General features: G+C 69.1%; 20 protein-coding genes. 18 read left to right on the top strand and 2 right to left on the bottom strand.

Going from position 1 to position 21,357, the window contains the following annotated elements:
• Positions 1 to 173: 173 nt before the first annotated feature.
• The 11 genes from glpD (at position 174) to gltA (ending at position 12,275) form a co-directional block, all read left to right on the top strand.
• Complete coding sequence (gene glpD, locus DS843_RS14490; protein WP_149469599.1) at positions 174 to 1,727, top strand: glycerol-3-phosphate dehydrogenase; 1,554 nt, start codon at positions 174 to 176, stop codon at positions 1,725 to 1,727.
• Positions 1,728 to 1,808: 81 nt separating this feature from the next.
• Positions 1,809 to 2,912, top strand: coding sequence for an ABC transporter ATP-binding protein (locus DS843_RS14485; RefSeq protein ID WP_149469598.1), 1,104 nt, complete (start codon positions 1,809 to 1,811; stop codon positions 2,910 to 2,912).
• A 17-nt stretch (positions 2,913 to 2,929) separates the two neighbouring features.
• A complete protein-coding gene (locus DS843_RS14480; RefSeq protein ID WP_149469597.1) occupies positions 2,930 to 4,018 on the top strand; it encodes an ABC transporter ATP-binding protein in 1,089 nt (362 codons plus the stop codon).
• A complete protein-coding gene (locus DS843_RS14475; RefSeq protein WP_149469596.1) occupies positions 4,018 to 4,902 on the top strand; it encodes a carbohydrate ABC transporter permease in 885 nt (294 codons plus the stop codon). The genes DS843_RS14480 and DS843_RS14475 overlap by 1 nt, the downstream gene beginning before the upstream one ends.
• Positions 4,903 to 4,917: 15 nt before the next feature.
• Positions 4,918 to 5,715: a carbohydrate ABC transporter permease gene (locus DS843_RS14470; RefSeq protein ID WP_149469595.1), complete on the top strand. Its 798-nt coding sequence runs from the start codon at positions 4,918 to 4,920 to the stop codon at positions 5,713 to 5,715.
• 19 nt (positions 5,716 to 5,734) lie between these two features.
• Complete coding sequence (locus DS843_RS14465) at positions 5,735 to 6,028, top strand: DUF2160 domain-containing protein (RefSeq protein ID WP_149469594.1); 294 nt, start codon at positions 5,735 to 5,737, stop codon at positions 6,026 to 6,028.
• A gap of 59 nt (positions 6,029 to 6,087) precedes the next feature.
• Positions 6,088 to 7,842 carry an ABC transporter substrate-binding protein gene (locus DS843_RS14460; protein ID WP_149469593.1) on the top strand — a complete coding sequence of 585 codons (1,755 nt, stop codon included), beginning with the start codon at positions 6,088 to 6,090 and terminating at the stop codon, positions 7,840 to 7,842.
• 180 nt (positions 7,843 to 8,022) lie between these two features.
• Positions 8,023 to 9,528: a glycerol kinase GlpK gene (gene glpK / locus DS843_RS14455; RefSeq protein WP_149469592.1), complete on the top strand. Its 1,506-nt coding sequence runs from the start codon at positions 8,023 to 8,025 to the stop codon at positions 9,526 to 9,528.
• 12 nt (positions 9,529 to 9,540) lie between these two features.
• Complete coding sequence (locus DS843_RS14450) at positions 9,541 to 10,326, top strand: SDR family NAD(P)-dependent oxidoreductase (RefSeq protein ID WP_149469591.1); 786 nt, start codon at positions 9,541 to 9,543, stop codon at positions 10,324 to 10,326.
• Between the two features lie 9 nt (positions 10,327 to 10,335).
• A complete protein-coding gene (locus DS843_RS14445; protein ID WP_149469590.1) occupies positions 10,336 to 10,797 on the top strand; it encodes a flavodoxin family protein in 462 nt (153 codons plus the stop codon).
• Between the two features lie 137 nt (positions 10,798 to 10,934).
• Entirely contained in the window at positions 10,935 to 12,275 is a 1,341-nt protein-coding gene (gene gltA, locus DS843_RS14440; protein WP_149469589.1) for a citrate synthase, read from the top strand.
• Between the two features lie 9 nt (positions 12,276 to 12,284).
• Here the strand turns inward: gltA and DS843_RS14435 are convergent, their stop codons facing one another.
• Together DS843_RS14435 and DS843_RS14430 are read right to left on the bottom strand one after the other, a co-directional pair.
• The gene (locus DS843_RS14435) at positions 12,285 to 13,148 is read right to left on the bottom strand and encodes an aldose 1-epimerase family protein (RefSeq protein WP_149469588.1); all 864 of its coding nucleotides are present in this window, start codon (positions 13,146 to 13,148) and stop codon (positions 12,285 to 12,287) included.
• Between the two features lie 33 nt (positions 13,149 to 13,181).
• The gene (locus DS843_RS14430) at positions 13,182 to 13,808 is read right to left on the bottom strand and encodes a MarC family protein (RefSeq protein ID WP_149469587.1); all 627 of its coding nucleotides are present in this window, start codon (positions 13,806 to 13,808) and stop codon (positions 13,182 to 13,184) included.
• Here DS843_RS14430 and DS843_RS14425 point away from each other — a divergent pair.
• From DS843_RS14425 to DS843_RS14395, 7 genes are all read left to right on the top strand, one after another.
• Complete coding sequence (locus DS843_RS14425) at positions 13,795 to 14,400, top strand: response regulator transcription factor (RefSeq protein WP_286192098.1); 606 nt, start codon at positions 13,795 to 13,797, stop codon at positions 14,398 to 14,400. The genes DS843_RS14430 and DS843_RS14425 overlap by 14 nt on opposite strands.
• 27 nt (positions 14,401 to 14,427) lie before the next feature.
• Complete coding sequence (locus DS843_RS14420; protein WP_149469586.1) at positions 14,428 to 15,066, top strand: chemotaxis protein CheC; 639 nt, start codon at positions 14,428 to 14,430, stop codon at positions 15,064 to 15,066.
• 74 nt (positions 15,067 to 15,140) lie between these two features.
• Positions 15,141 to 17,129 (top strand): methyl-accepting chemotaxis protein, encoded by a 1,989-nt coding sequence (locus tag DS843_RS14415; RefSeq protein ID WP_149469585.1) that lies wholly within the window; start codon positions 15,141 to 15,143, stop codon positions 17,127 to 17,129.
• A gap of 26 nt (positions 17,130 to 17,155) precedes the next feature.
• Positions 17,156 to 18,724, top strand: coding sequence for a chemotaxis protein CheW (locus DS843_RS14410; protein ID WP_149469584.1), 1,569 nt, complete (start codon positions 17,156 to 17,158; stop codon positions 18,722 to 18,724).
• Between the two features lie 18 nt (positions 18,725 to 18,742).
• Positions 18,743 to 19,861: a chemotaxis-specific protein-glutamate methyltransferase CheB gene (gene cheB / locus DS843_RS14405; RefSeq protein ID WP_149469583.1), complete on the top strand. Its 1,119-nt coding sequence runs from the start codon at positions 18,743 to 18,745 to the stop codon at positions 19,859 to 19,861.
• A gap of 13 nt (positions 19,862 to 19,874) precedes the next feature.
• Positions 19,875 to 20,492, top strand: a complete 618-nt coding sequence (locus tag DS843_RS14400) for a HEAT repeat domain-containing protein (protein WP_149469582.1) — start codon at positions 19,875 to 19,877, stop codon at positions 20,490 to 20,492.
• Positions 20,493 to 21,353, top strand: coding sequence for a CheR family methyltransferase (locus tag DS843_RS14395; RefSeq protein WP_149469581.1), 861 nt, complete (start codon positions 20,493 to 20,495; stop codon positions 21,351 to 21,353).
• The last annotated feature ends 4 nt before the right edge of the window (positions 21,354 to 21,357 follow it).

The raw sequence follows: 21,357 nt of genomic DNA, 5'->3' as shown, positions 1-21,357 counted from the left end.
CGCGGCGGGAGTTCACCGGCTCTCCCAACGAGGGAAGGGAATGGGTGCGGGGGCGCTTTCGCTTCACGTTCACTTTTTTCGTATTGCGGCCCGTTACGCCGTCAGTTACCGTTCGAAACGAAAACAAAAGCGCAGACCGCAAGGGGCGGCGCGCGTCGAAAGAGGAGGGATGGATGGCCGGGGTCTACGACCTTGCCATCGTCGGCGGCGGCATCAACGGCTGCGGGATCGCGCGGGACGCCGCGGGGCGCGGCTGTTCGGTCTATCTGTGCGAACAGAAGGATCTGGGGGCGGGCACCTCGTCGGCCTCGACGAAGCTGATCCACGGCGGCCTGCGCTATCTGGAATATTACGAATTCCGGCTGGTGCGGGAGGCGCTGCGGGAGCGGGAAGTGCTGTGGCGCATGGCACCGCACATCATCTGGCCGCTGCGCTTCGTGCTGCCCCATCTGCCCGGCCTGCGGCCTTCCTGGCTCCTGCGGACGGGCCTGTTCCTCTACGATCACCTCGGCGGGCGGGAAAAGCTGCCGGGCACGCGCGGGCTGGACCTGCGGACCGATCCGGCGGGGGCGCCGCTGAAACCCGGTTTCGCGCGCGCTTTCGAATATTCCGATTGCTGGGTCGACGACGCGCGTCTGGTGGTCCTGAACGCGCAGGACGCCGCCCGCATGGGCGCGGCGATCCGCACCCGCACCCGTTTCCTGGGCGCCGTCCGCGAGGACGGGCTGTGGACCGTGACGGTGGAGGACACGCGCAGCGGCCAGCGCAGCAGCATCCGGGCCCGCGCGCTGGTCAACGCCGCCGGACCCTGGGTGTCGGAGGTGATGCGAAAGGGTGCCCGCTCCACCGTGGACGCGCGCATCCGGCTGGTCCAGGGCTCGCACATCGTGGTGCCGAAGCTGTTCGACCACGACCGCTGCTACATCTTCCAGAACGCCGACAAGCGCATAGTCTTCGCCATCCCGTACGAGCGCGATTTCACCCTGATCGGCACCACCGACAACGATTACCAGGGCGATCCGGCGGACGTCCGCGCGTCCGAGGCGGAGATCGCCTATCTCTGCGCCGCCGCCGGCGAGTATTTCGCCAAGCCGGTGACCCCCGCCGATGTGGTGTGGACCTACTCCGGCGTGCGCCCGCTCTACGACGACGGCGCCTCCACGGCGCAGGCGGCGACCCGCGATTACGTGCTGGCGCTGGACGCGCCGGGCGAAGGGCAGCCGGCGCTTCTCAACATCTTCGGCGGCAAGATCACCACCTACCGCCGTCTGGCCGACGCGGCCATCGCCAAGTTGGCGCCCTTCCTGCCGAAGCTGGCCCCCGGCGCGTCGGGTTGGAGCAGCGCTGGCACCCTGCCCGGCGGCGACTTCCCGGTGGACGGCGGGGCGGCGCTGGCGGCGGAATTGCGCGGGCGGGCGCCCTTCCTGACGCAGCCGCATCTGGAACGGCTGGTGCGCACCTATGGCACCCGCGCCCGCATGATCCTGGACTCCGCCGCGCGCCCGGAGGATCTGGGCCGGGACTTCGGCGCGACCCTGACCGAGGCCGAGGTCCGCTACCTGATGGCGGAGGAATGGGCGGAGACCGCCGAGGACGTGCTGTGGCGCCGGACCAAGCTGGGCCTGCGGCTGGACGCCGGACAGGCGCAGGCTCTCGACGCTTTCATGACGGCCTTCATGACGGAGGAGTACCGCCGGAGGGAGAGGGCATCCGACGCCGCGGAGTGATGGGCGCGGAATAATAGGCTGGAAACACGGCGACAAGAACCATCTCAATAAAGAAAAAATGAATATTGGGGAGGAATGCCGGTGGGCTTGGTTCTGGACAAGGTCGGCAGGCATGTCGGCGGCCACGTTCACCTGGAGAACGTGTCACTGACCCTGGAGCGCGGGTCGCTGAACGTTCTTCTGGGTCCGACCCTGTCGGGCAAGACGTCGCTGATGCGGCTGATGGCCGGGCTGGACTTGCCCAGCGCCGGGCGCGTGCTGGTGGACGGGGTGGACGTGACGGGGCGGCACGTCCGCGAACGCTCCGTCGCCATGGTCTACCAGCAGTTCATCAACTACCCGTCCCTGACCGTCTACGAGAACATCGCCTCCCCCCTGCGGGTGGCCCGCCGCCCGAAGGACGAGATCGACCGCAAGGTGCGGGAGGCCGCGCGCCTTCTGAAGCTGGACCCCTATCTGGAGCGCACGCCGCAGCAGTTGTCCGGCGGGCAGCAGCAGCGCACCGCCATCGCCCGCGCCCTGGTGAAGGAGGCGCAGCTCGTCCTGCTCGACGAGCCTCTGGCGAACCTGGACTACAAGCTGCGCGAGGAGTTGCGGGAGGAGCTGCCGAAGATCTTCGCCGCGACCGGCGCGGTTTTCGTCTACGCGACGACGGAACCGGCGGAGGCGCTGCTGCTCCGCGGAAACACGGCGACCTTGTGGGAAGGGCGGCTGGCGCAGTTCGGGCGCACGCCGGACGTCTACCGCCGCCCGGCCAACCTGACCAGCGCGCGCGTCTTCTCCGATCCGCCGCTGAACACCATGCGGGTGCACAAGCGCGGCCTGCAGATCGTGCTGGCGACGGGGGAGCATGGGCCGGCGCGCGGCGTCCTGGCGGAACTGCCGGACGACGACTACACCATCGGCTTCCGCGCCGACCACCTGCATCTGACGCGGCCCCACGCCGACGCCGTGGCTCTGCGCGGCGTCGTGGCGGTCAGCGAGATCACCGGTTCGGAGAGCTTCGTCCACATCGACCTGCCGCGCACCGATGGCGGCGCGGACCGCTGGGTGGCGGTCACCCGTGGCGTGCTGGAGGTCGAGCCGGGCGAGCGGATCGAGTGCTTCATCGACCCGCGGCGGCTGTTCGTGTTCGGCCATGACGGGCGGCTGGCCGCGGCGCCGCCGCTGGTCATGGCGGCGTGACGGGGAGGGCGGACGGCATGGCGCGCATCGACCTTCAATCGCTGGCTCACAGCTACACAGCCAATCCCAAAGGCGACGCCGACTACGCGCTGAAGCCGATGACCCATGTGTGGGAGCAGGGCGGGGCCTACGCGCTGCTGGGACCGTCGGGCTGCGGCAAGACCACGCTGCTGAACATCATTTCCGGCCTGCTGACCCCCAGCGAGGGGCGGGTGCTGTTCGACGGCAAGGACGTGACGGCCCTGCCGACCGAAGCGCGCAACATCGCCCAGGTCTTCCAGTTCCCGGTCGTCTACGACACCATGACGGTCTACGAGAACCTCGCCTTCCCGCTGCGCAACCGCGGCCTGCGCGGGGCGCCGCTCGACGCGCGGGTGCGGGAGATCGCCGGGCTGCTGGACCTGACGGGGGACCTCAATCGGCGCGGGCGGAACCTGACCGCCGACGCCAAGCAGAAGATCTCGCTGGGGCGTGGGCTGGTCCGTCCGGACGTGGCCGCCATCCTCTTCGACGAGCCGCTGACCGTCATCGACCCGCATCTGAAATGGGAACTGCGGTCGAAGCTGAAGGCGCTGCACCGGGCGCTGGACCTGACGATGATCTACGTGACCCACGACCAGACGGAGGCGCTGACCTTCGCCGACAAGGTGGTGGTCATGCATGACGGGCGCGTCGTCCAGGTGGGCCGCCCACAGGAATTGTTCGAGCGGCCCGCCCATGTCTTCGTCGGCCATTTCATCGGATCGCCGGGCATGAACGTCCTGCCGGCGGAGGTGTCGGGCCGCGCCGCGCGGGTCGGCGGGCACGTCATCCCGCTGCGCCGCGGCTATCCGGCCATGAACGGCGGCGCGAAGATCGAGATCGGCGTGCGCCCGGAATTCGCCACGCTGGCGCCTGCCGGGGCCGGGGGGCTGCCGGTGCGGGTGCGCCGTCTCGACGATCTGGGGCGCACGCGCATCGCGCGGGTGGAACTGTCGGGCCTGCCCATGGCCGCGACGGTGCCGGAGGATTTGACGGTTGCGGGGGACGAGGCGTCGCTGCTGCTCGACCCCGCCATGGTGCATGTCTACGCGGACGGAACGCTCGTGGAAGGGGAGGCGGCGTGATGGACAAGCCCGTCAACCAGAGGGCATGGCTGCTCGTCCTGCCGGTCCTGCTGATCGTCGCCTTCTCGGCCATCCTGCCGCTGATGACGGTGGTGAACTACTCGGTGCAGGACACCTTCGGGAACAACCAGTTCTTCTGGAACGGCATCGGCTGGTATCAGGAGCTTCTGGACCCCTCCACCGACCTCGGCGGGCGTTTCTTCGACGCGCTGTGGCGCAACCTGCTGTTCTCGCTGCTGATCCTTCTGATCGAAGTGCCGCTGGGCATCGCCGTGGCGCTGTCCATGCCGCGCCATGGCTGGCGGGTGGCGGCGACGCTGGTGGTGCTGGCTCTGCCGCTGCTGATCCCGTGGAACGTGGTCGGCACCATCTGGCAGATCTTCGCCCGCGAGGACATCGGCCTGCTGGGCTGGGCGGTGAACCGGCTGGGCATCCCTTACAATTACACGGCGGACCCGCTGTCGGCCTGGGTGACCATCGTGGCGATGGACGTCTGGCACTGGACCTCGCTGGTGGCACTGCTCTGCTACGCCGGGTTGCGCTCCATCCCCGATGCCTTCTATCAGGCGGCCCGGATCGACGGGGCGTCGCGCTGGGCCGTGTTCCGCAACATCCAATTGCCGAAGATGCACCGGGTGCTGCTGATCGCCGTGCTGCTGCGCTTCATGGACAGCTTCATGATCTACACCGAGCCCTTCGTGGTGACCGGCGGCGGCCCCGGCAATTCCACCACCTTCGTGTCGATCGACCTCGTGAAGCTGGCGCTGGGGCAGTTCGACCTGGGCAAGGCCGCGGCCCTGTCCATCGTCTACAACCTGATCATCCTGGCGGTCTGCTGGGTCTTTTACACGGTCATGACCCGCATGGACGCGCAACGGAATTAGCAAAGGAAACGGGCCATGCTGCGCGCACGGATCGTCCTCACGCTCTACATCCTGTTCCTGATGCTGCCGATCTACTGGCTCGTGAACATGAGCCTGAAGACGAACACCGAGATCGTCAGCGGCCTGACGCTGTGGCCCCAAACCCTGACCTTCGAGAATTACCGGCGGATCTTCACCGATTCGTCCTGGTATTCGGGTTACCTGAACTCGTTGCAATATGTGGCGCTGAACACGGTGCTGTCGATCGCGCTGGCCCTGCCGGCGGCCTACGCCTTTTCCCGCTACCGCTTCGTGGGCGACAAGCATCTGTTCTTCTGGCTGCTGTCCAACCGCATGGCCCCGGCGGCGGTCTTCGCGCTGCCCTTCTTCAACCTCTATTCGGCCATCGGTCTGTTCGACACGCCGCTGGCCGTGGCGCTGGCCCACTGCCTGTTCAACGTGCCGCTGGCGGTGTGGATTCTGGAGGGCTTCATGTCCGGGGTACCGCGGGAGATCGACGAGACCGCCTATCTCGACGGCTACAGCTTTCCGCATTTCTTCGTGAAGATCTTCATGCCGCTTGTGGCCAGCGGGATTGGCGTGACCGCCTTCTTCTGCTTCATGTTCAGTTGGGTCGAACTGCTGCTGGCGCGCACGCTGACCTCGGTGGACGCCAAGCCCATCGCGGCGACGATGACGCGCACCGTCTCGGCCTCCGGCATGGACTGGGGGCTGCTGGCGGCGGCGGGGGTGCTGACCATCCTGCCCGGCGCGCTGGTGATCTGGTTCGTGCGCAATTACATCGCCAAGGGCTTCGCCCTGGGCCGCGTCTGACGGGAGGGAGGACGCCGCCATGGAAAACGTCACCGAACATTTCGCCTGGATGGCCTGGACCTGGCAGACCGGCGCCTTCTTCGCCGTGATCGCCTCGCTGCTGACCCTGCTGACGGTCCTGGCGCTGAACCGCCCGGAGGTGGCGCGCCCCGGCGTGCTGGGCATCACCACGACGCGCGGCGACCGGCTGTTCATCACGCTGCTCGGCAGCGCCTTCATCCACCTCGCCTGGCTGGGGCTGGTGGGGGAGGAGGTGCACTACGCGACGGCGCTGTCGCTTCTCTACGCCGCGGCGGTCTTCCGCTGGGTGTGACGGGCCGGCCTTTGCCGGCGGGAACGGGCCTACAACAAAACGAATGGGAGGAAACCACGATGCGTACCCTGTATCTCGCCTCCGCATCCGCGGCGGCGCTTCTTCTGTCATCGGCCCCGGCCTTCGCCGACATCGAGGCGGCCAAGCGCTGGATCGACAGCGAGTTCCAGCCTTCGACCATGTCGAAGGAGGAGCAGCTCAAGGAAATGCAGTGGTTCATCGACGCCGCCAAGCCCTTCGCCGGCATGGAGATCAACGTCGTCTCCGAAACCATCACCACCCATGAATACGAGGCCCGGACTCTGGCGAAGGCCTTCAGCGAGATCACCGGCATCAAGCTGCGCCACGACCTGATCCAGGAAGGCGACGTGGTGGAGAAGATCCAGACGCAGATGCAGTCCGGCAAGAACATCTACGACGCCTGGATCAACGACAGCGACCTGATCGGCACCCATTTCCGCTACAATCAGGTCGTTCCCCTGACCGACTGGATGGAAGGCGAGGGCAAGGACGTCACCCTGCCGACGCTGGACATCAACGACTTCATCGGCAAGTCCTTCACCACGGCGCCGGACGGCAAGCTCTACCAGATGCCCGACCAGCAGTTCGCCAACCTCTACTGGTTCCGCTACGACTGGTTCACCAACCCGGACATCAAGGCGAAGTTCAAGGCCAAGTACGGTTACGAGCTGGGCGTGCCGGTCAACTGGTCGGCCTACGAGGACATCGCGGAGTTCTTCACCAACGACGTGAAGGAGATCGACGGCGTCAAGGTCTACGGCCACATGGATTACGGCAAGAAGGACCCGTCGCTGGGCTGGCGCTTCACGGACGCGTGGCTCTCCATGGCCGGCAACGGCGACAAGGGCCTGCCCAACGGCAAGCCGGTGGACGAGTGGGGCATCCGCATGGAGGGCTGCCGCCCGGTCGGCTCCTCCATCGAGCGGGGCGGCGACACCAACGGCCCGGCGGCCGTCTACTCCGTCGCCAAGTATGTGGAATGGCTGAAGAAATACGCGCCGCCGCAGGCCGCGGGGATGACCTTCTCCGAATCCGGACCGGTGCCGGCCCAGGGCAACGTCGCGCAGCAGATCTTCTGGTACACCGCCTTCACCGCCGACATGGTGAAGGACGGCCTGCCGGTGGTGAACGCGGACGGCACGCCGAAATGGCGCATGGCCCCGTCACCCAAGGGGTCCTACTGGAAGGACGGCATGAAGCTGGGCTATCAGGACGCCGGGTCGTGGACGTTGTTGAAATCCACCCCGGTGGACCGCCGCAAGGCGGCGTGGCTCTACGCCCAGTTCACCGTGTCGAAGTCCGTCAGCCTGAAGAAGAGCCATGTCGGGCTGACCTTCATCCGCGAGAGCGACATCTGGGACAAGAGCTTCACGGAACGCGCGCCGAAGCTGGGCGGGCTGATCGAGTTCTACCGCTCGCCCGCGCGGGTGCAGTGGACGCCGACCGGCAACAACGTCCCCGACTATCCGAAGCTGGCGCAGCTCTGGTGGCAGAACATCGGCGACGCCTCTTCCGGCGCCAAGACGCCGCAGGCGGCTATGGATGCTCTGGCGGCGGCCCAGGACTCCGTGCTGGAGCGGCTGGAGCGGTCGGGCGTGCAGGGTGACTGCGGGCCGAAGATGAACAAGAAGGAGTCGGCGGAATTCTGGTTCGCCAAGGCCGAGAAGGACGGCACGACGGCGCCCCAGCGCAAGCTCGCCAACGAAAAGCCCCAGGGCGAGACGGTGGACTACGACCAGCTCATCAAGTCCTGGCCGGCGTCGCCGCCGAAGAAGGCCGCGATGGCGCAGTGACGGTGTAACGTGATTCCCTCTCCCGTCCCGGGAGAGGGTGGCCCGAAGGGCCGGGTGAGGGTGCTGCCGAGGATCAACGCCGTGATCCTGGCCGGCACCCTCACCCTCCCACGCTGACGCGTGGGTCCCTCCCTCTCCCGGGACGGGAGAGGGGAAGAAAAAAGACCAATAGGAAAGACCATGTCCGAAGCCGGCCACGTCCTTGCCATCGATCAGGGCACCACCTCCACCCGCGCCATCGTCTTCGACCGCCGGGGCGTTCCCGTCGGGGTGGCTCGGCGCGAGTTCGCGCAGCATTACCCCGCCGACGGCTGGGTGGAGCACGATCCGGAGGACATCTGGCGCGACACCGTGGCGGTGATGCGGGGCGCCGTGGCGGAGGCCGGGCTGGGTGCTTCGGACATCGCCGCCATCGGCATCACCAACCAGCGCGAAACCACCGTCGTCTGGGACCGCCGCACGGGCGAGCCGGTGCACCGCGCCATCGTCTGGCAGGACCGCCGCACCGCCGACCTCTGCCGCAGGCTGGTGGAGGAAGGCTGCGGGCCGCTGGTGCGGCGCAAGACCGGGCTGCTGATCGACTCCTACTTCTCCGCCACCAAGATCGCCTGGATTCTCGATCATGTCCCCGGCGCGCGGGAGCGGGCGGAGCGGGGCGAGCTGTGCTTCGGCACCATCGACAGCTTCCTGCTGCACCGGCTGACCGGCGGGCGGGTGCACGCCACCGACGCCACCAACGCCTCGCGAAGCATGGTCTTCGACATCCACCGCCAGGACTGGGACGACGAGCTTCTGGCCCTGTTCCGCATCCCCCGCGCCATGATGCCGGAGGTGCTGGACAGCAGCGCCGAGTTCGGAGCGACCGAGCCGGACCTGTTGGGCCGCCCCATCCCGATCACCGGCATCGCGGGGGATCAGCAGGCGGCGACCTTCGGTCAGGCTTGCTTCGAGCCGGGCATGGTGAAATCCACCTACGGCACCGGCTGCTTCGCCCTGCTGAACACGGGCGGCACGCCGGTGGAATCGCGCTCCAACATGCTGACCACGGTGGCCTACCGGCTGGACGGGCGGACGACCTACGCGCTGGAGGGTTCCATCTTCATCGCCGGAGCGGCCATCAAGTGGCTGCGCGACGGGCTGGGGATCATCACCCACGCCTCCCAGACCGACGACATGGCGACCCGCGTCCCGGACAGCCACGGCGTCTATCTGGTGCCGGCCTTCGTGGGCTTGGGCGCCCCCCACTGGGACCCGCAGGCCCGCGCCGCCGTCTTCGGCCTGACGCTGGACGCCGGCCCGGCCCACATCGCCCGCGCCGCGCTGGAGGCCGTGGCCTACCAGACGCGCGACCTGCGCGACGCCATGGTCTCGGACTGGTCCGCCGCGCACGAGGTCACCTCGGACGCGCTGCGGGTGGATGGCGGCATGGCGGCGAACGACTGGCTGTGCCAGTTCCTGGCCGATATGCTGGACCTGCCGGTGGAGCGCCCGGCGGTGATCGAGACGACCGCGCTGGGGGCCGCCGGGCTGGCCGGGCTGAAGGCGGGGGTCTACCGCGATCAGGCGGCGCTGGCCGGTGCGTGGCGCTGCGACCGCCGGTTCGAACCGCGGATGGAGCCGTCCCACCGCGCCCGGCTCTACGACGGTTGGCTGGATGCCGTGCGGCGCGTGCGGCGCGAACGCTGAGGAGCGAGAGCCATGACTCTGCTGGGCGAGGATCTGCGCGGCAAGCGCGTGCTGGTGACCGGAAGCAGCCGGGGCATCGGGGCGGCGGTGGGCACGGCCTTCGCCAGCCTGGGCGCGCGGGTGGCGCTCCATGGGTCTGGCAGTGGGTCGGGCAACGGCGACGCCGCGGCGCGGCTGGCGCTCGCCCTCACGGCGGGCGGGACGGAGGTCTTCGCCGTCACCGGCGACTTCCGCGACCCGCGCGCCGTGGAATCGGCGGTGGACGCGGCGGTGCAGGCGCTGGGCGGGCTGGACATCCTGGTCAACAATGCCGGGACCATGGTGGGGCGGGTGCCGCTGGAGCGGATCGGCGACGATTTCCTGGACGAGGTGATCGACCTGAACCTGCGCTCCGTCGTCGTGGCCTGCCGGCGCGCCCTGCCGGCCCTGCGCGCCGCCGGGGGTGGGGCCATCGTCAACACCGTCTCCATCTCCGCCCGCACCGGGGGCAGTCCCGGCTCGTCGATCTACAGCGCGTCGAAGGCCTTCGTCTCCACCTTCACCCGCTCCCTGGCGGCGGAGCTGGCGCCGGACCGCATCCGCGTCAACGCCGTCTCGCCCGGCACCATCGACACCGACTTCCACCAGCGCTACTCCTCGCCGGAGAAGCTGGCGGCGACGGCGGCGCGCATCCCGCTGGGCCGGCTGGGAACGGCGGAGGACTGCGTGGGCGCCTATCTGTTCCTGGCGTCGGAGGCGCTCAGCGGCTACATCACCGGTCAGGTGATCGAGGTGAACGGCGGTCAATTGATGGCGTAGGACATGACCATGAAGCGCCTGCTCGTCGTCGCCCATTGCCCGTCGCCCAACACGCGGGCGTTGCTGGACGCCGTGCTGCGCGGGGCGCGGTCGCCCGACGTGCAGGGTGTGGAGGTGATCGCGAAACCGCCACTGGAGGCCGGGCCGGAGGATGTGCTGGCAGCGCAAGGCGTGATCCTCGGCACGACCGAGAATCTGGGATACATGAGCGGCGCGCTGAAGGACTTCTTCGACCGCAGCTATTACCCCTGCCTGGAGCGCACGCAGGGCCTGCCCTACGCCCTGTTCGTCCGGGCGGGCCATGACGGGACGGGCACCTGCCGCGCCGTCGCCACCATCGCAACGGGTCTGCGCTGGCGTCCGGTGCAGGAGCCGCTGGTCTGCCGCGGCCCGTTCAGTGAGGACTTCCAGACCTCCTGCGAAGAGCTGGGGCTGCTGATGGCCGCCGGGCTGGAGGCGGGGATCTTCTGACCCTTTCATTTCCCGGGGGCCTATGCCCCGCCGGGTGGCATCTATCGGGAGTGCTATTGACGGCACCCCCCATTCATACAGTCTCCTACGTGCAACGAAACAGCGCCACGCCCGATGGCGCGCATAAGGAGGGGCCGATGGAGAGCAGCAAGGGCCGGCCGGTCTGGCGCGGCGATGTCAAGCAGGTCGGGACGATCACCGTCACCGACGACACGACCGGAAAAACCGTCAAGCTGCCGCTGCTGGAAGGCGAAACCGGTCCGCGCGCCATCGACGTGCGCAAGCTCTACGCGGAAACCGGCTATTTCACCTTCGATCCCGGCTTCACCTCCACGGCGAGCTGCGAGTCGGCGATCACCTACATCGACGGTGACCAGGGCGTTCTTCTGCATCGCGGCTACGCCATCCAGGATCTGGCGGAGCATTGCGATTATCTGGAAGTCTGCCATCTGCTGCTGCGCGGCGAACTGCCGAACCCGCAGCAGAAGGAGGATTTCGAGCGCACCATCACCTACCACACCATGGTGCATGAGCAGTTGAGCCGCTTCTACAGCGGTTTCCGCCGCGACGCGCACCCCATGGCGGTAATGTGCGGCGTGACCGGCGCGCTGTCGGCCTTCTACCACGACTCCACCGACATCTTCGATCCCAAGCAACGGATGATCGCCGCGCACCGGCTGATCGCCAAGATGCCGACCATGGCCGCCATGGCCTACAAATATTCGGTCGGCCAGCCCTTCATGTATCCGCGCAACGACCTCAGCTACGCGGAAAACTTCCTCTACATGACCTTCGGCACGCCCTGCGAACCGTGGAAGGTCGATCCGGTCCTGGCCCGCGCCATGGACAAGATCTTCATCCTGCACGCCGACCATGAGCAGAACGCCTCCACCTCCACCGTCCGTCTGGCCGGCTCCTCGCACGCCAATCCCTTCGCCTGCATCGCGTCCGGCATCGCGGCGCTCTGGGGACCGGCCCATGGCGGCGCCAACGAGGCTGTGCTGCTGATGCTGGAGGAGATCGGCTCGGTCGAGCGCATCCCCGAATTCATCAAGCGCGCCAAGGACAAGAACGATCCCTTCCGCCTGATGGGCTTCGGCCACCGGGTCTACAAGAACTACGACCCGCGCGCGAAGATCATGCGCCAGACCTGCTACGAGGTTCTGGACGTGCTGGGCATCAAGGACGAGCCGCACCTCGCCATCGCCATGGAGCTGGAGAAGATCGCGCTGGAGGACAACTACTTCGTCGAGAAGAAGCTGTACCCGAACGTGGACTTCTATTCCGGCATCATCCTGAAGGCGATGGGCTTCCCGACCAGCATGTTCACCGTGCTGTTCGCCCTGGCCCGCACCGTCGGCTGGATTTCCCAGTGGCAGGAGATGATCGAGGACCCGCAACAGAAGATCGGGCGCCCGCGCCAGCTCTACACCGGCAATCCGGGCCGCGCCTTCGTTCCGCTGAACAAGCGCGGCTGAAAATCCCCTCTACCCTACGGCGATGCGGTAGCTCAGCTCCCGCACCTCGCCGGGGGCGAGATGCAGCAGGCCCGGCTTGTCCATGAACTCCCCGTCGAAGTCCGCCGGGGAGGCATGGCCGTGCCAGGGCTCGATGCACAGGAAGGGCGCGCCGGACGGCTTCGACCAGATTCCCAATTCGCGGAACCCGTCCCAGGAAACGGTGAGGGACGGCGCGCCGGGGGCGCCGTAGTGGACGGACCGGCTGGCCGGCTGGTCGAGGATCACCGCATCCCGCGTGAACAAACCTTCCCGCAGAGGCAGGCGGCGGCCCTCGATGGGGGTCGGCTCCGGCTGTGGGGACAGCAGGCCGTCCTCGACGCGGCGGATCGGGGCGGGTTCGTCCGTTTCGAACAGCAGCTCGTGAGCGTCCTTGGCAACCCCCTCCTGCAACGGCCAACGGAAGGCCGGGTGCCCGCCGAGCGAGGCGGGAAGCGCCTCCGTTCCCGGATTGGTCAGGCGGTGGCGGACGGTCAGCCCCTCCGCATCAAGCTCGAAGGACAGCTCCAGCCAAAAGGCGAAGGGGTAGAGCGCACGGGTCTGCGCGTCGTCGCCGAGCGACAGGCGGCAGAGGGTGGGGGTGCGCTCCTCCCAGGTGAAGCGGCGGTCGCGGGCGAAACCATGCTGGGTCATGCGGAAGGTCCGGCCCCGGTGGCGCAGCGTGTCGTCCTTCAGCCGCCCCACGATGGGGAACAGCACCGGCGCGTGGCGCGGCCATTCCGGCCCGGCCTGCCAGAGGAGTTCCCGCCCGTCGGCGGTCAGGGAGCACAGCTCCGCCCCGTCGGCCTTGATCGCGGCGCCGAGGCGTCCGTTGCTGAGCGTGTGCCGGTCCATGTCTCTGTCCTTCGTGCCGGTCAATGTGGCGGATCAGTGGGGCGGATAGACGGCGGTGATGCCTTCGATGATCGTCTGGGCGGCGAGCGCGGCGAGCACGATGCCCAGCACGCGGCTGACCGTGTGGATCACCGTGCGGCCAAGCAGCCGGTTCACCACGTCCGCGACGACCAGAAGCGCCATGACGCTGCCCACGGCGGCCGCCGCGGCGCCCAGCACCATGCCCTGCCCGCCAATGGTCGCGCCGTAGCGGTCCATCAACAGCAGGGTGGAGGTGATCGCTCCCGGCCCGGCGATCAGCGGAATCGCCAGCGGGAAGACGGCGAGGTCGTGAGCCTCCTCCTCCGTACGGGCGTCGTCGGCGGTGCGCTCCTTGCGCTCGGCCCGGCGCTGGAACAGCATCTCGAAGGCGATCCAGAACAGCAGCGCGCCGCCGGCGATCCGGAAGGCCGGCATCCCGATGGACAGCGCGTTCAGCACCAGCTCGCCCAGATAGGCGAAGAAGACGATGATGGCGAAGCTGATGAGCGGGCCGCGCAGCGCGATGGTGCGCTTGCGCCGGCTGTCGAAGCCGCGCGTCAGGCCGAGATAGATCGGAACCAGCCCGATCGGGTCGACCACGACCAGAAACACCACGAGCGCGCTGATGAAATCTTCCACGGACGGAACCCCGGACGGCTTGACCTTGTTTTCGACTCCTCTGTTACCAAAGGCGCCGCGCAGGGCCAAGGGCGGCGGCATGGAAAAACGGTGGTTGCGGGATGCAATCGATGCTGGCGCGCGGCGTGCCGGTGGCTATAATCGTTTCACAATTCAAATTTTCTCCCCTCCCGGAGCACAGGCTTTGAGCAAGACCGTAATCGTCGTGGACGACAGCAAGCTGTCCCGCATGCATGTCCGCGGCATAATACTTCGGAACAAGCCGGATTGGACGGTCATCGAGGCGGCGAACAGTGCCGAGCTTTATGAAAAACTGACCGAAAGTGATATCCATATCGCCATAATCGATTTCAACATGCCGGGCGACAACGGTCTGGAGGCCGCCACCCGCCTGCTGGAAGCCAAGCCGGACATCCGCGTCGCCATCATCACGGCCAATGCCCAGGATTCGGTGGTCTCCGGCATCCGCGCCCTGGGTGCCGCCTTCATGCCCAAGCCGCTGGAGGAGGAGCAGATGGTCCGCTTCCTCACCGCCGCCAGCCTGCCCCGCCGCCCCGCGGCGGGTGACGGGGCCGGCGGGGGAGCGGGTTGACCGGCGCGGTCCGGCGGGGGCGCGCCGATGGACCCGACTCCGATGGGGCTTGATCTGGACGAGTTGGAGCGCGACGCGCTGGCGGAGTTGGGGAACATCGGCGTGGGCCGGGCGTCCACGGCGCTCAGCCGCATGATCGACGGTCCGGTGGAGATCTCCGTCCCGATGGTCAGCCTGGTCCCCGGCGACCAAGTGGGCGGCCTGCTTCAGTCGGCGCTGCCGGGACCGCTGACCGCGGTGGTGGAGTGCCTGTCCGGCGCCTTCCTCGGCTCGGCCATCCTGCTGATGCCGGAACGGAGCGGCCTGCCGCTGGCCTGCGCCGCCCTGCCCCCCGGCGTCCCGAAGGAGGACGCGGCGGAGCTGGAGGAGGAGGCGCTGGGCGAGGTCGGCAACATCGTTCTGAACAGTTGCCTGTCCTCGATGGGGAACCTGCTGGGTGTCTCGGTCGGCACCACGCTGCCGCAGGTCCTGCGCGGTACGGGGGACGACCTGCTGTCCCGCTGCGGGGTCGCGCTGTCGGCGGACTCCCAGGCGATCCTGTTCCACGTCACCTTCCGGACGCCGCCCCACGACGTGGAAGGCACCATCGTCCTGGCGCTCGACGCCGGGTCCGCGGCGGAGCTGAAGGCGGCCATCGGGCGCTACATCGGCCGGGTTCTGGCCTGAGGAAGGCACCGGAAACAATCAACAAGAGCCACCGGTAAAAAGCAGGGGCTTCAAAGGGCAAGGGGTTAGGGATCATGGCATTGGTCAAGAAGAAGCGGATCGACACGGCGCGCGCCTCCCGCAGAGCGGATACCGGCGAGGACGCGGTTCTGCCGGCCGGGGAAACGGAGTTGCCGGACCTTGCTCCCGCCGGCCAGCCCGACAATGCCCTTTCGACCCGACGCGCGGCGGAGGTGCGGCGCCGCGCCCGCGCCGGCAACCGGCGGCGCAAGGCGGCGGAGGGCATCGCCGCCGCCGCGAACGAACTCGCCAGCGGCGTGACCCAGGCCGCCGCCGCCGCGGAGGAGCTTCGCAAGGCGATGGAGCAGGTCGCCGCCGGTGCGGAGGAGGCGGCCAGCGCCACCCAGCAGTCGCAACGGATGATCGACCGCAGCGCCAGCCTGATCGGGCAGGCGCGGAGCAACGCCGAATCGTCGCTTGCCCGGATCGAGGCGCTGCAATCCCTGATGAAGGAGGTCAGCGGCCAGATCCTCGCTTCCGTCGACGGGCTGGTCCGCGCCGCCGAACGGCAGGACGCCGCGGTCGCCCTGGTCCGCGACCTGGAGCGGCAGGCGGCGGAGATCGGCGTCATCGTGGACGGCGTGGCGGTCATGGCCGACCAGACCAACCTGCTGGCGCTGAACGCCGCCATCGAGGCGGCCCGCGCGGGCGACGCCGGGCGCGGCTTCGCCGTCGTGGCCGACGAGGTGCAGGCCCTGGCCGAGCGGTCAGAGCGCTCCGCCAACGACATCAACCGCATGGTCGCCCAGATCCAGGAAGCGGTGGGCGCCATTGCGGAGGGCATCGTGGCCACCGCGGACGCGTCCAAGACGGAGGTGGAGCGGGGCCGCCGGATCGCCGCGCAGCTCGACCAGGTGCGCGACGGCATGGGGGATATCGCCCGCGGCGCGCAGGACACCATCAAGGCGGCGCTGGAGGCCGACGCCGCCGGGCGGGAGGCGCAGCGCGGCGCCGAGAGCGTGGCCTCCGCCGCGGAGGAGCAGGCGGCGGCCAGCGAGGAGGCGCTGAAGACCGTCGGCGAGCAGGCGAAGGCCCTGGCCCAGAGCGAGCAGGCCGCCGGTCAGCTTTCCGATCTGGCGGACGAGCTGAGCGGCAGCACCGACGTCCACCGCGCCGCCGGCGATCTGGCCTCCGCCGCCGAGCAGTTGTCCGCCGCCATCGAGGAGATCAACCGCGCCGCCGCCCAGATCATGGCGGCCATCACCCAAATCTCCCGCGGCGCCCAGGCCCAGGGTGCGGCCACCCACCAGTCCGGCAGCGCCATTGAGGAGATCGAGGCCAGCGCCCGGCTCGGCCACGCCCGCGCGGAGGAGGCGCTTCAGCGCTGCGTCGGGCTGGAAGCGCTGCTGTCCGAGACGCAGGGCATGGTCGGCGCCCTGACCGCCGGGGTGGGCGAGGCGGTCGCCGCCAGCCGCCGCACGGTGGAGCGGATCGGCGCCATGGAGCAGATCGGGCGGCGCATCGACAAGGTGGTGGACGCCATCTCCATCATCGCCATCCAGACCGGCATGCTGGCGGTCAGCGGCTCCATCGAGGCGGCGCGGGCCGGCGAGTTCGGGCGCGGCTTCACCGTGGTCAGCAACGACATCCGCAACCTCGCCCGCGACAGTTCGGAGAATGTGGAGCGGGTGAAGGACATCGTGTTCGCCATCCAGGACCAGATCGGGCGCGTCCGCCGCGACATCGAGGACATCGGGACCGAGACGGCGCGTCAGGCCGCCCGCCACCAGGAGTTCGCCGTCAGCCTCGCCGCCGCCGTCACGGACCTGCGCACGGTGACCGTCGGCAGCCGCGAGATCGTGGAGAACGCCGGCGAAGTGCAGCGCGCCGTGGCGGAGGCGCAGAAGGGCGTCGAGCAGATCGCCACCGCGGCCAACCAGGCCAACCGCTCCGCCAACGAAGCGGCCAAGGCTGCGCGGGAGCAGGCGAAGGGCGCCGAGGAACTGGCCGCCGCCATCGAGGAGATCGCCGCCATGGCCGAAGAACTGCAAGGGGCCGGCTGACCGGCCGGGCTGGGGGGAGACGACCCATGGCCGCGAACATCCGCCGCGACGGCGTGCGTTCCTTCGTTCTTTTCACGGTCGGCGGCATGGTGCTGGCCTTGCCGCTGGACGGCGTGCTGGAGATCCTGCGCCCGCCCACGCTGGTGCCCATCCCGCTGGGGCCGCCCAGCCTGGAGGGATTGGCCCGGCGTCGCGGCGCGGTGCTGCCGGTCATCGGCCTGCGCCGGGTCCTGGGTCTTGGCGCGGTGGAGGGCGAAGAGAGGAGGGCGGCCCGGCTGCTGATCGTCAGCCACAACGGCCAGCCGGTGGGCCTGCTGGTGGACGGCGTGTCCGGCCTGTCCAGCGTGGAGGAGGACCGCATCGCCGACGCCGGGACCGCGCCCGACCCGTCCGTCGACGCGGAGCTTCTGGCCGGCACGATCCTGGCCGGGGACGGGCAGGACGGTGCCCTGATCCTCGATCCCGGCCCCATGATCGAACGCCAGTTCGCCGATCTGGGCCCCGCGGCCGGTCCGGGGGGGAGCGCGGAATTCGGTGCCGCGCCCCAGTCGAGGGCCGTACCGAGGACCGTCTCCGGCACGGCGGCGCGGCAGGACGAGGAACAACTCGTCGTCCTCACCGTTGGGGGGCAGGAGTTCTCGCTGCCGGTGTCGGCGGTGCGGGAAATCGTTCCGGTTCCGGACGCGGTGACCCGCGTTCCCCGCGCCCGCACCCATCTGCTCGGCATGATGACCCTGCGCGACGCGCTGCTGCCTCTGGTCGGGCTGCGGGAACTGTTCGGGCTCGACGGCTCCGGAGAGGCCGGAGGCAAGGGGGGCCGCGGAAAGGTGGCCGTCCTGCGCACGGCGGAAGGGCTGGTGGGCGTGGTGGTGGAGGATGTGCGGGAGATCCTGCGCGTTCCCCGCGGGCGCATCGACCCGGTTCCACCGCTGATGGCGCGGGAGGCGGAGTTCGAGGACATGGACGGCATCGCGCGGCTGGATGGCGGCACCCGGCTGATTCCGGTCCTGTCGGCGGAACGGCTGTTCCGTCACGGCGCCGGGCTGGCCGGCGAAACCGGGCGCGAAGAGGAGACGGCTGTGGCGGCGGGCTTGACGGCGGGCTTGAAGGCGGGCTTGACGGCGGAACAGGCGGACGCCTTCGTGGTGTTCCGGCTGGCCGGGGCGGAGTACGGGCTGCCGGTTGCGGCGGTGCAGGAGGTGCTGCGCCGGCCCGACGCCGTGACGCCGCTGCCCAACGCGCCGGACTTCGTCAGCGGCGTGACGACCCTGCGCGGCGCGGTCCTGCCCCTGGTCGCGATGCGCCGCCTGCTGCGCCTGCCGGAAGGGAGCAGGGGTCCGGCTGAGCGGGGGCGTGTGGTGGTGATCGCCTCGGGTTCGGCGCGCGCCGGGCTGCAGGTGGACGGCATGGCCGGGATCGTCCGCATTCCGGAGAACGCCGTCGAGCCGGCCCCCGTCGTGTCGCAGGCCCAGCACCGGCTGATCCGCCGCATCGGCACGCTGGAGGATGCGGGTGGACGGCGGATGATCCTGCTGATGGACCCGGCGGAATTGCTGGACATGGACCAGCTTTCCGACCTTCTGGCCACCGTCTGAGCCGATGGTGGCCCGTTCATGGTGAAGGTTCTGGTCGTCGATGATTCGGCGCTGATGCGGCGGCGCATCGGGGACATCCTCTCCTCCGCCGGCTTCGAGGTGGAAACCGCCGCCGATGGCGAGGGGGCGCTGAAGCGGCTGCCCGTTTTCGACCCGGACGTGGTGACGCTGGACGTGACGATGCCCGGCATGGACGGCCTAACCTGCCTGAAGCGCATCATGGTCGAGCACCCGAAGCCGGTCGTGATGGTCTCCGCCCTGACCGCGGAGGGGGCGGAGGTGACCTTGGAAGCCCTCCGGCTGGGGGCGGTGGAGGCCGTGCGGAAGCCGACGGGCGTGGGCGCCCTTGCCGCCATCGCGGAGGAGCTTGTGGACACCGTGCGCGCCGCCGCCGGGTCGCGGCCCCGGCGGGTGCAAGGTTTGCGGGAGCGGCTGCGCCTGGCGCGGGAGCGCATCGCCGGGGCCGATTTCCTGGCCGACGCCACCCCGTCCAAACCGCGGAACAAGGACGACGCGGACGCGGTGCCGGGCGAGGGGCCGGGCGAGGGGCCGGGCGAGGGGCTGGTGCTGGTCGGCGTGTCCACCGGCGGGCCGCGGACGCTGGAGGACATCCTGCCGCTTCTGCCCACGGATTTCCCCTGGCCGGTGGTGGTGGCCCAGCACATGCCCGCCAGCTTCACCGGCCCGCTGGCCCGCCGCCTGAACGCCATCTCCGCCCTGACGGTGGTCGAGGCCGTGGCGGCCACCCCGCTCCAGCCCGGCATGGCTTGCATCGCGCGCGGCGGCGCCGACCTTCAGATCGTCCGGCGCGGCGGGCGGCTCTGCGCGCAGCCCGTTCCGGCGGACGAGGCGCGAAGCTGGCACCCCAACGTGGACCGGCTGGTCGAAAGCGCTCTGCGCACCGTGGCTCCGTCGCGGCTGATCGGCGTTCTTCTGACGGGCATGGGATCGGACGGGGCGGCGGCCATGACGGAGTTGCGCCGGCAGGGCGGCCGCACCATCGCGGAAGCGGAGGACAGCGCCGTCGTGTTCGGCATGCCGCAGGAGCTGATCCGCCGCGGCGGCGCCGATACGGTGCTGCCGTCCGACCGGGTGGCCCAGCAGGTGATGCGGTGGGTGAAGGGGCTGACGGGATGAGGGAGACGGTGGCATGGCCCTGGTGAAGGCCCGGAAGATGGGAAAGGTGGCCCCTGCGGACGCCGCGGAGGGCGGCGATCCGCTGGCGCGTCTGGACGACGCCGACCCGGCGCAGCGCCGCCGGGCCGCCCATGGCCTTGGGGAAAGGCCCGACGCCGTCCCGGCCCTGTCCGCGCGGCTGAGGCGGGAAGAGGACCCGAGCGTCCGCGAAACCCTTCTGACTGCCCTGGTCCGCGCCGGCAACCGCGAGGCCGCGGCGGCCCTGGTGCCCTATCTGGCGAGCGAAGATGTCGGGCTGCGCAACGGCGTGATCGAAAGCCTTCAGCAGATGCCCGCCGCCGTGGTGATGCCGGAGATCGCCCCGCTGCTGGGTGCCGCGGACTCGGATCTGCGGATCTTCGCGGCCCAGCTCGTCGGGAAGCTGCCGCATCCGGACCGGCTGGACCTGCTGGCCGGGGTGATCGACGGCGACCCGCATGTGAATGTCTGCCTGTCGGCGGTCGAGGCGCTGATGGAAAGCGGCGATCCCGCCGCCCGTCCCATCGTGGAGCGGCTGGCCGCGCGCTTTCCGGACGATCCCTTCGTCGCCTTTTCCGTCGATGCGGCGCGCCGCCTGTTCTCCGGAGCCTGAATGACGCCGTCTTCGGACAAGGGTGACGCCGCCGGCCTGAGCGCGGCGGACTACGACGCCTTCTGCCGGTTCCTGCGGGAGCGCACCGGCCTGTCCTTCACCGAAGCCAAGCGCTATTTCGTGGACCGCCGCGTGTCGGAGCGGATGGCGGCGGTCGGCATGGATAGTTTCCGGAACTACCTGAATCTGCTGCGATACCAGGCGTCGGGGGAGGAATTGCAGCTTCTCGTCAACCGCATGACGGTGAACGAGACTTACTTCTTCCGCGAGTTGTACCAGCTCGACTGCCTCGTGGACTCCGTGCTCGACGAGGTGGTGCGCGGGCGCGAGCCGGGAAGCCGGGTCCGCATCTGGTCCGCCGGCTGCGCCACGGGGGAGGAACCCTATTCCATCGCCATCACGCTGCTGGAGCGGTGGAGCCGGGTCGACGATTTCGAGATCGAGCTGTACGCCTCCGACATCGACAGTCACGTCCTGGACCGCGCGCGGGAAGGCATCTACGAGGAACGCTCGCTCCAGGCGCTGCCGCGGCATCTGATCGCCAAGTATTTCACCCGTCTGGACGACCAGCGCTGGCAGATCATGGAGGAGTTGCGGGACTCCATCGACTTCTCGCTGGTGAACATCGCCGATCCGCAGCAGATGGCGAATTTCCGTGGCATGGATGTGATCTTCTGCCGCAATTTGCTGATCTATTTCGACGATCTGGGGCGGCGGGAGGCGGCGTCCATGTTCTACGACGCGCTGTCGCCCTGCGGATTCATCTGTCTCGGCCATTCGGAAAGCATGAGCCGGATGTCCTCCCTCTTCGTGCCGCGCCGGTTCCCCGACGCCATTCTCTATCAGAAGCCCCAGAGTTAGGGAG

It is taken from the genome of Roseomonas genomospecies 6 (assembly GCF_008365375.1).
In the GTDB taxonomy this organism is placed as follows: domain Bacteria; phylum Pseudomonadota; class Alphaproteobacteria; order Azospirillales; family Azospirillaceae; genus Azospirillum.
Note: the sequence above shows the minus strand (reverse complement) of the source record. Positions and strands in the feature narration are given on the sequence as shown.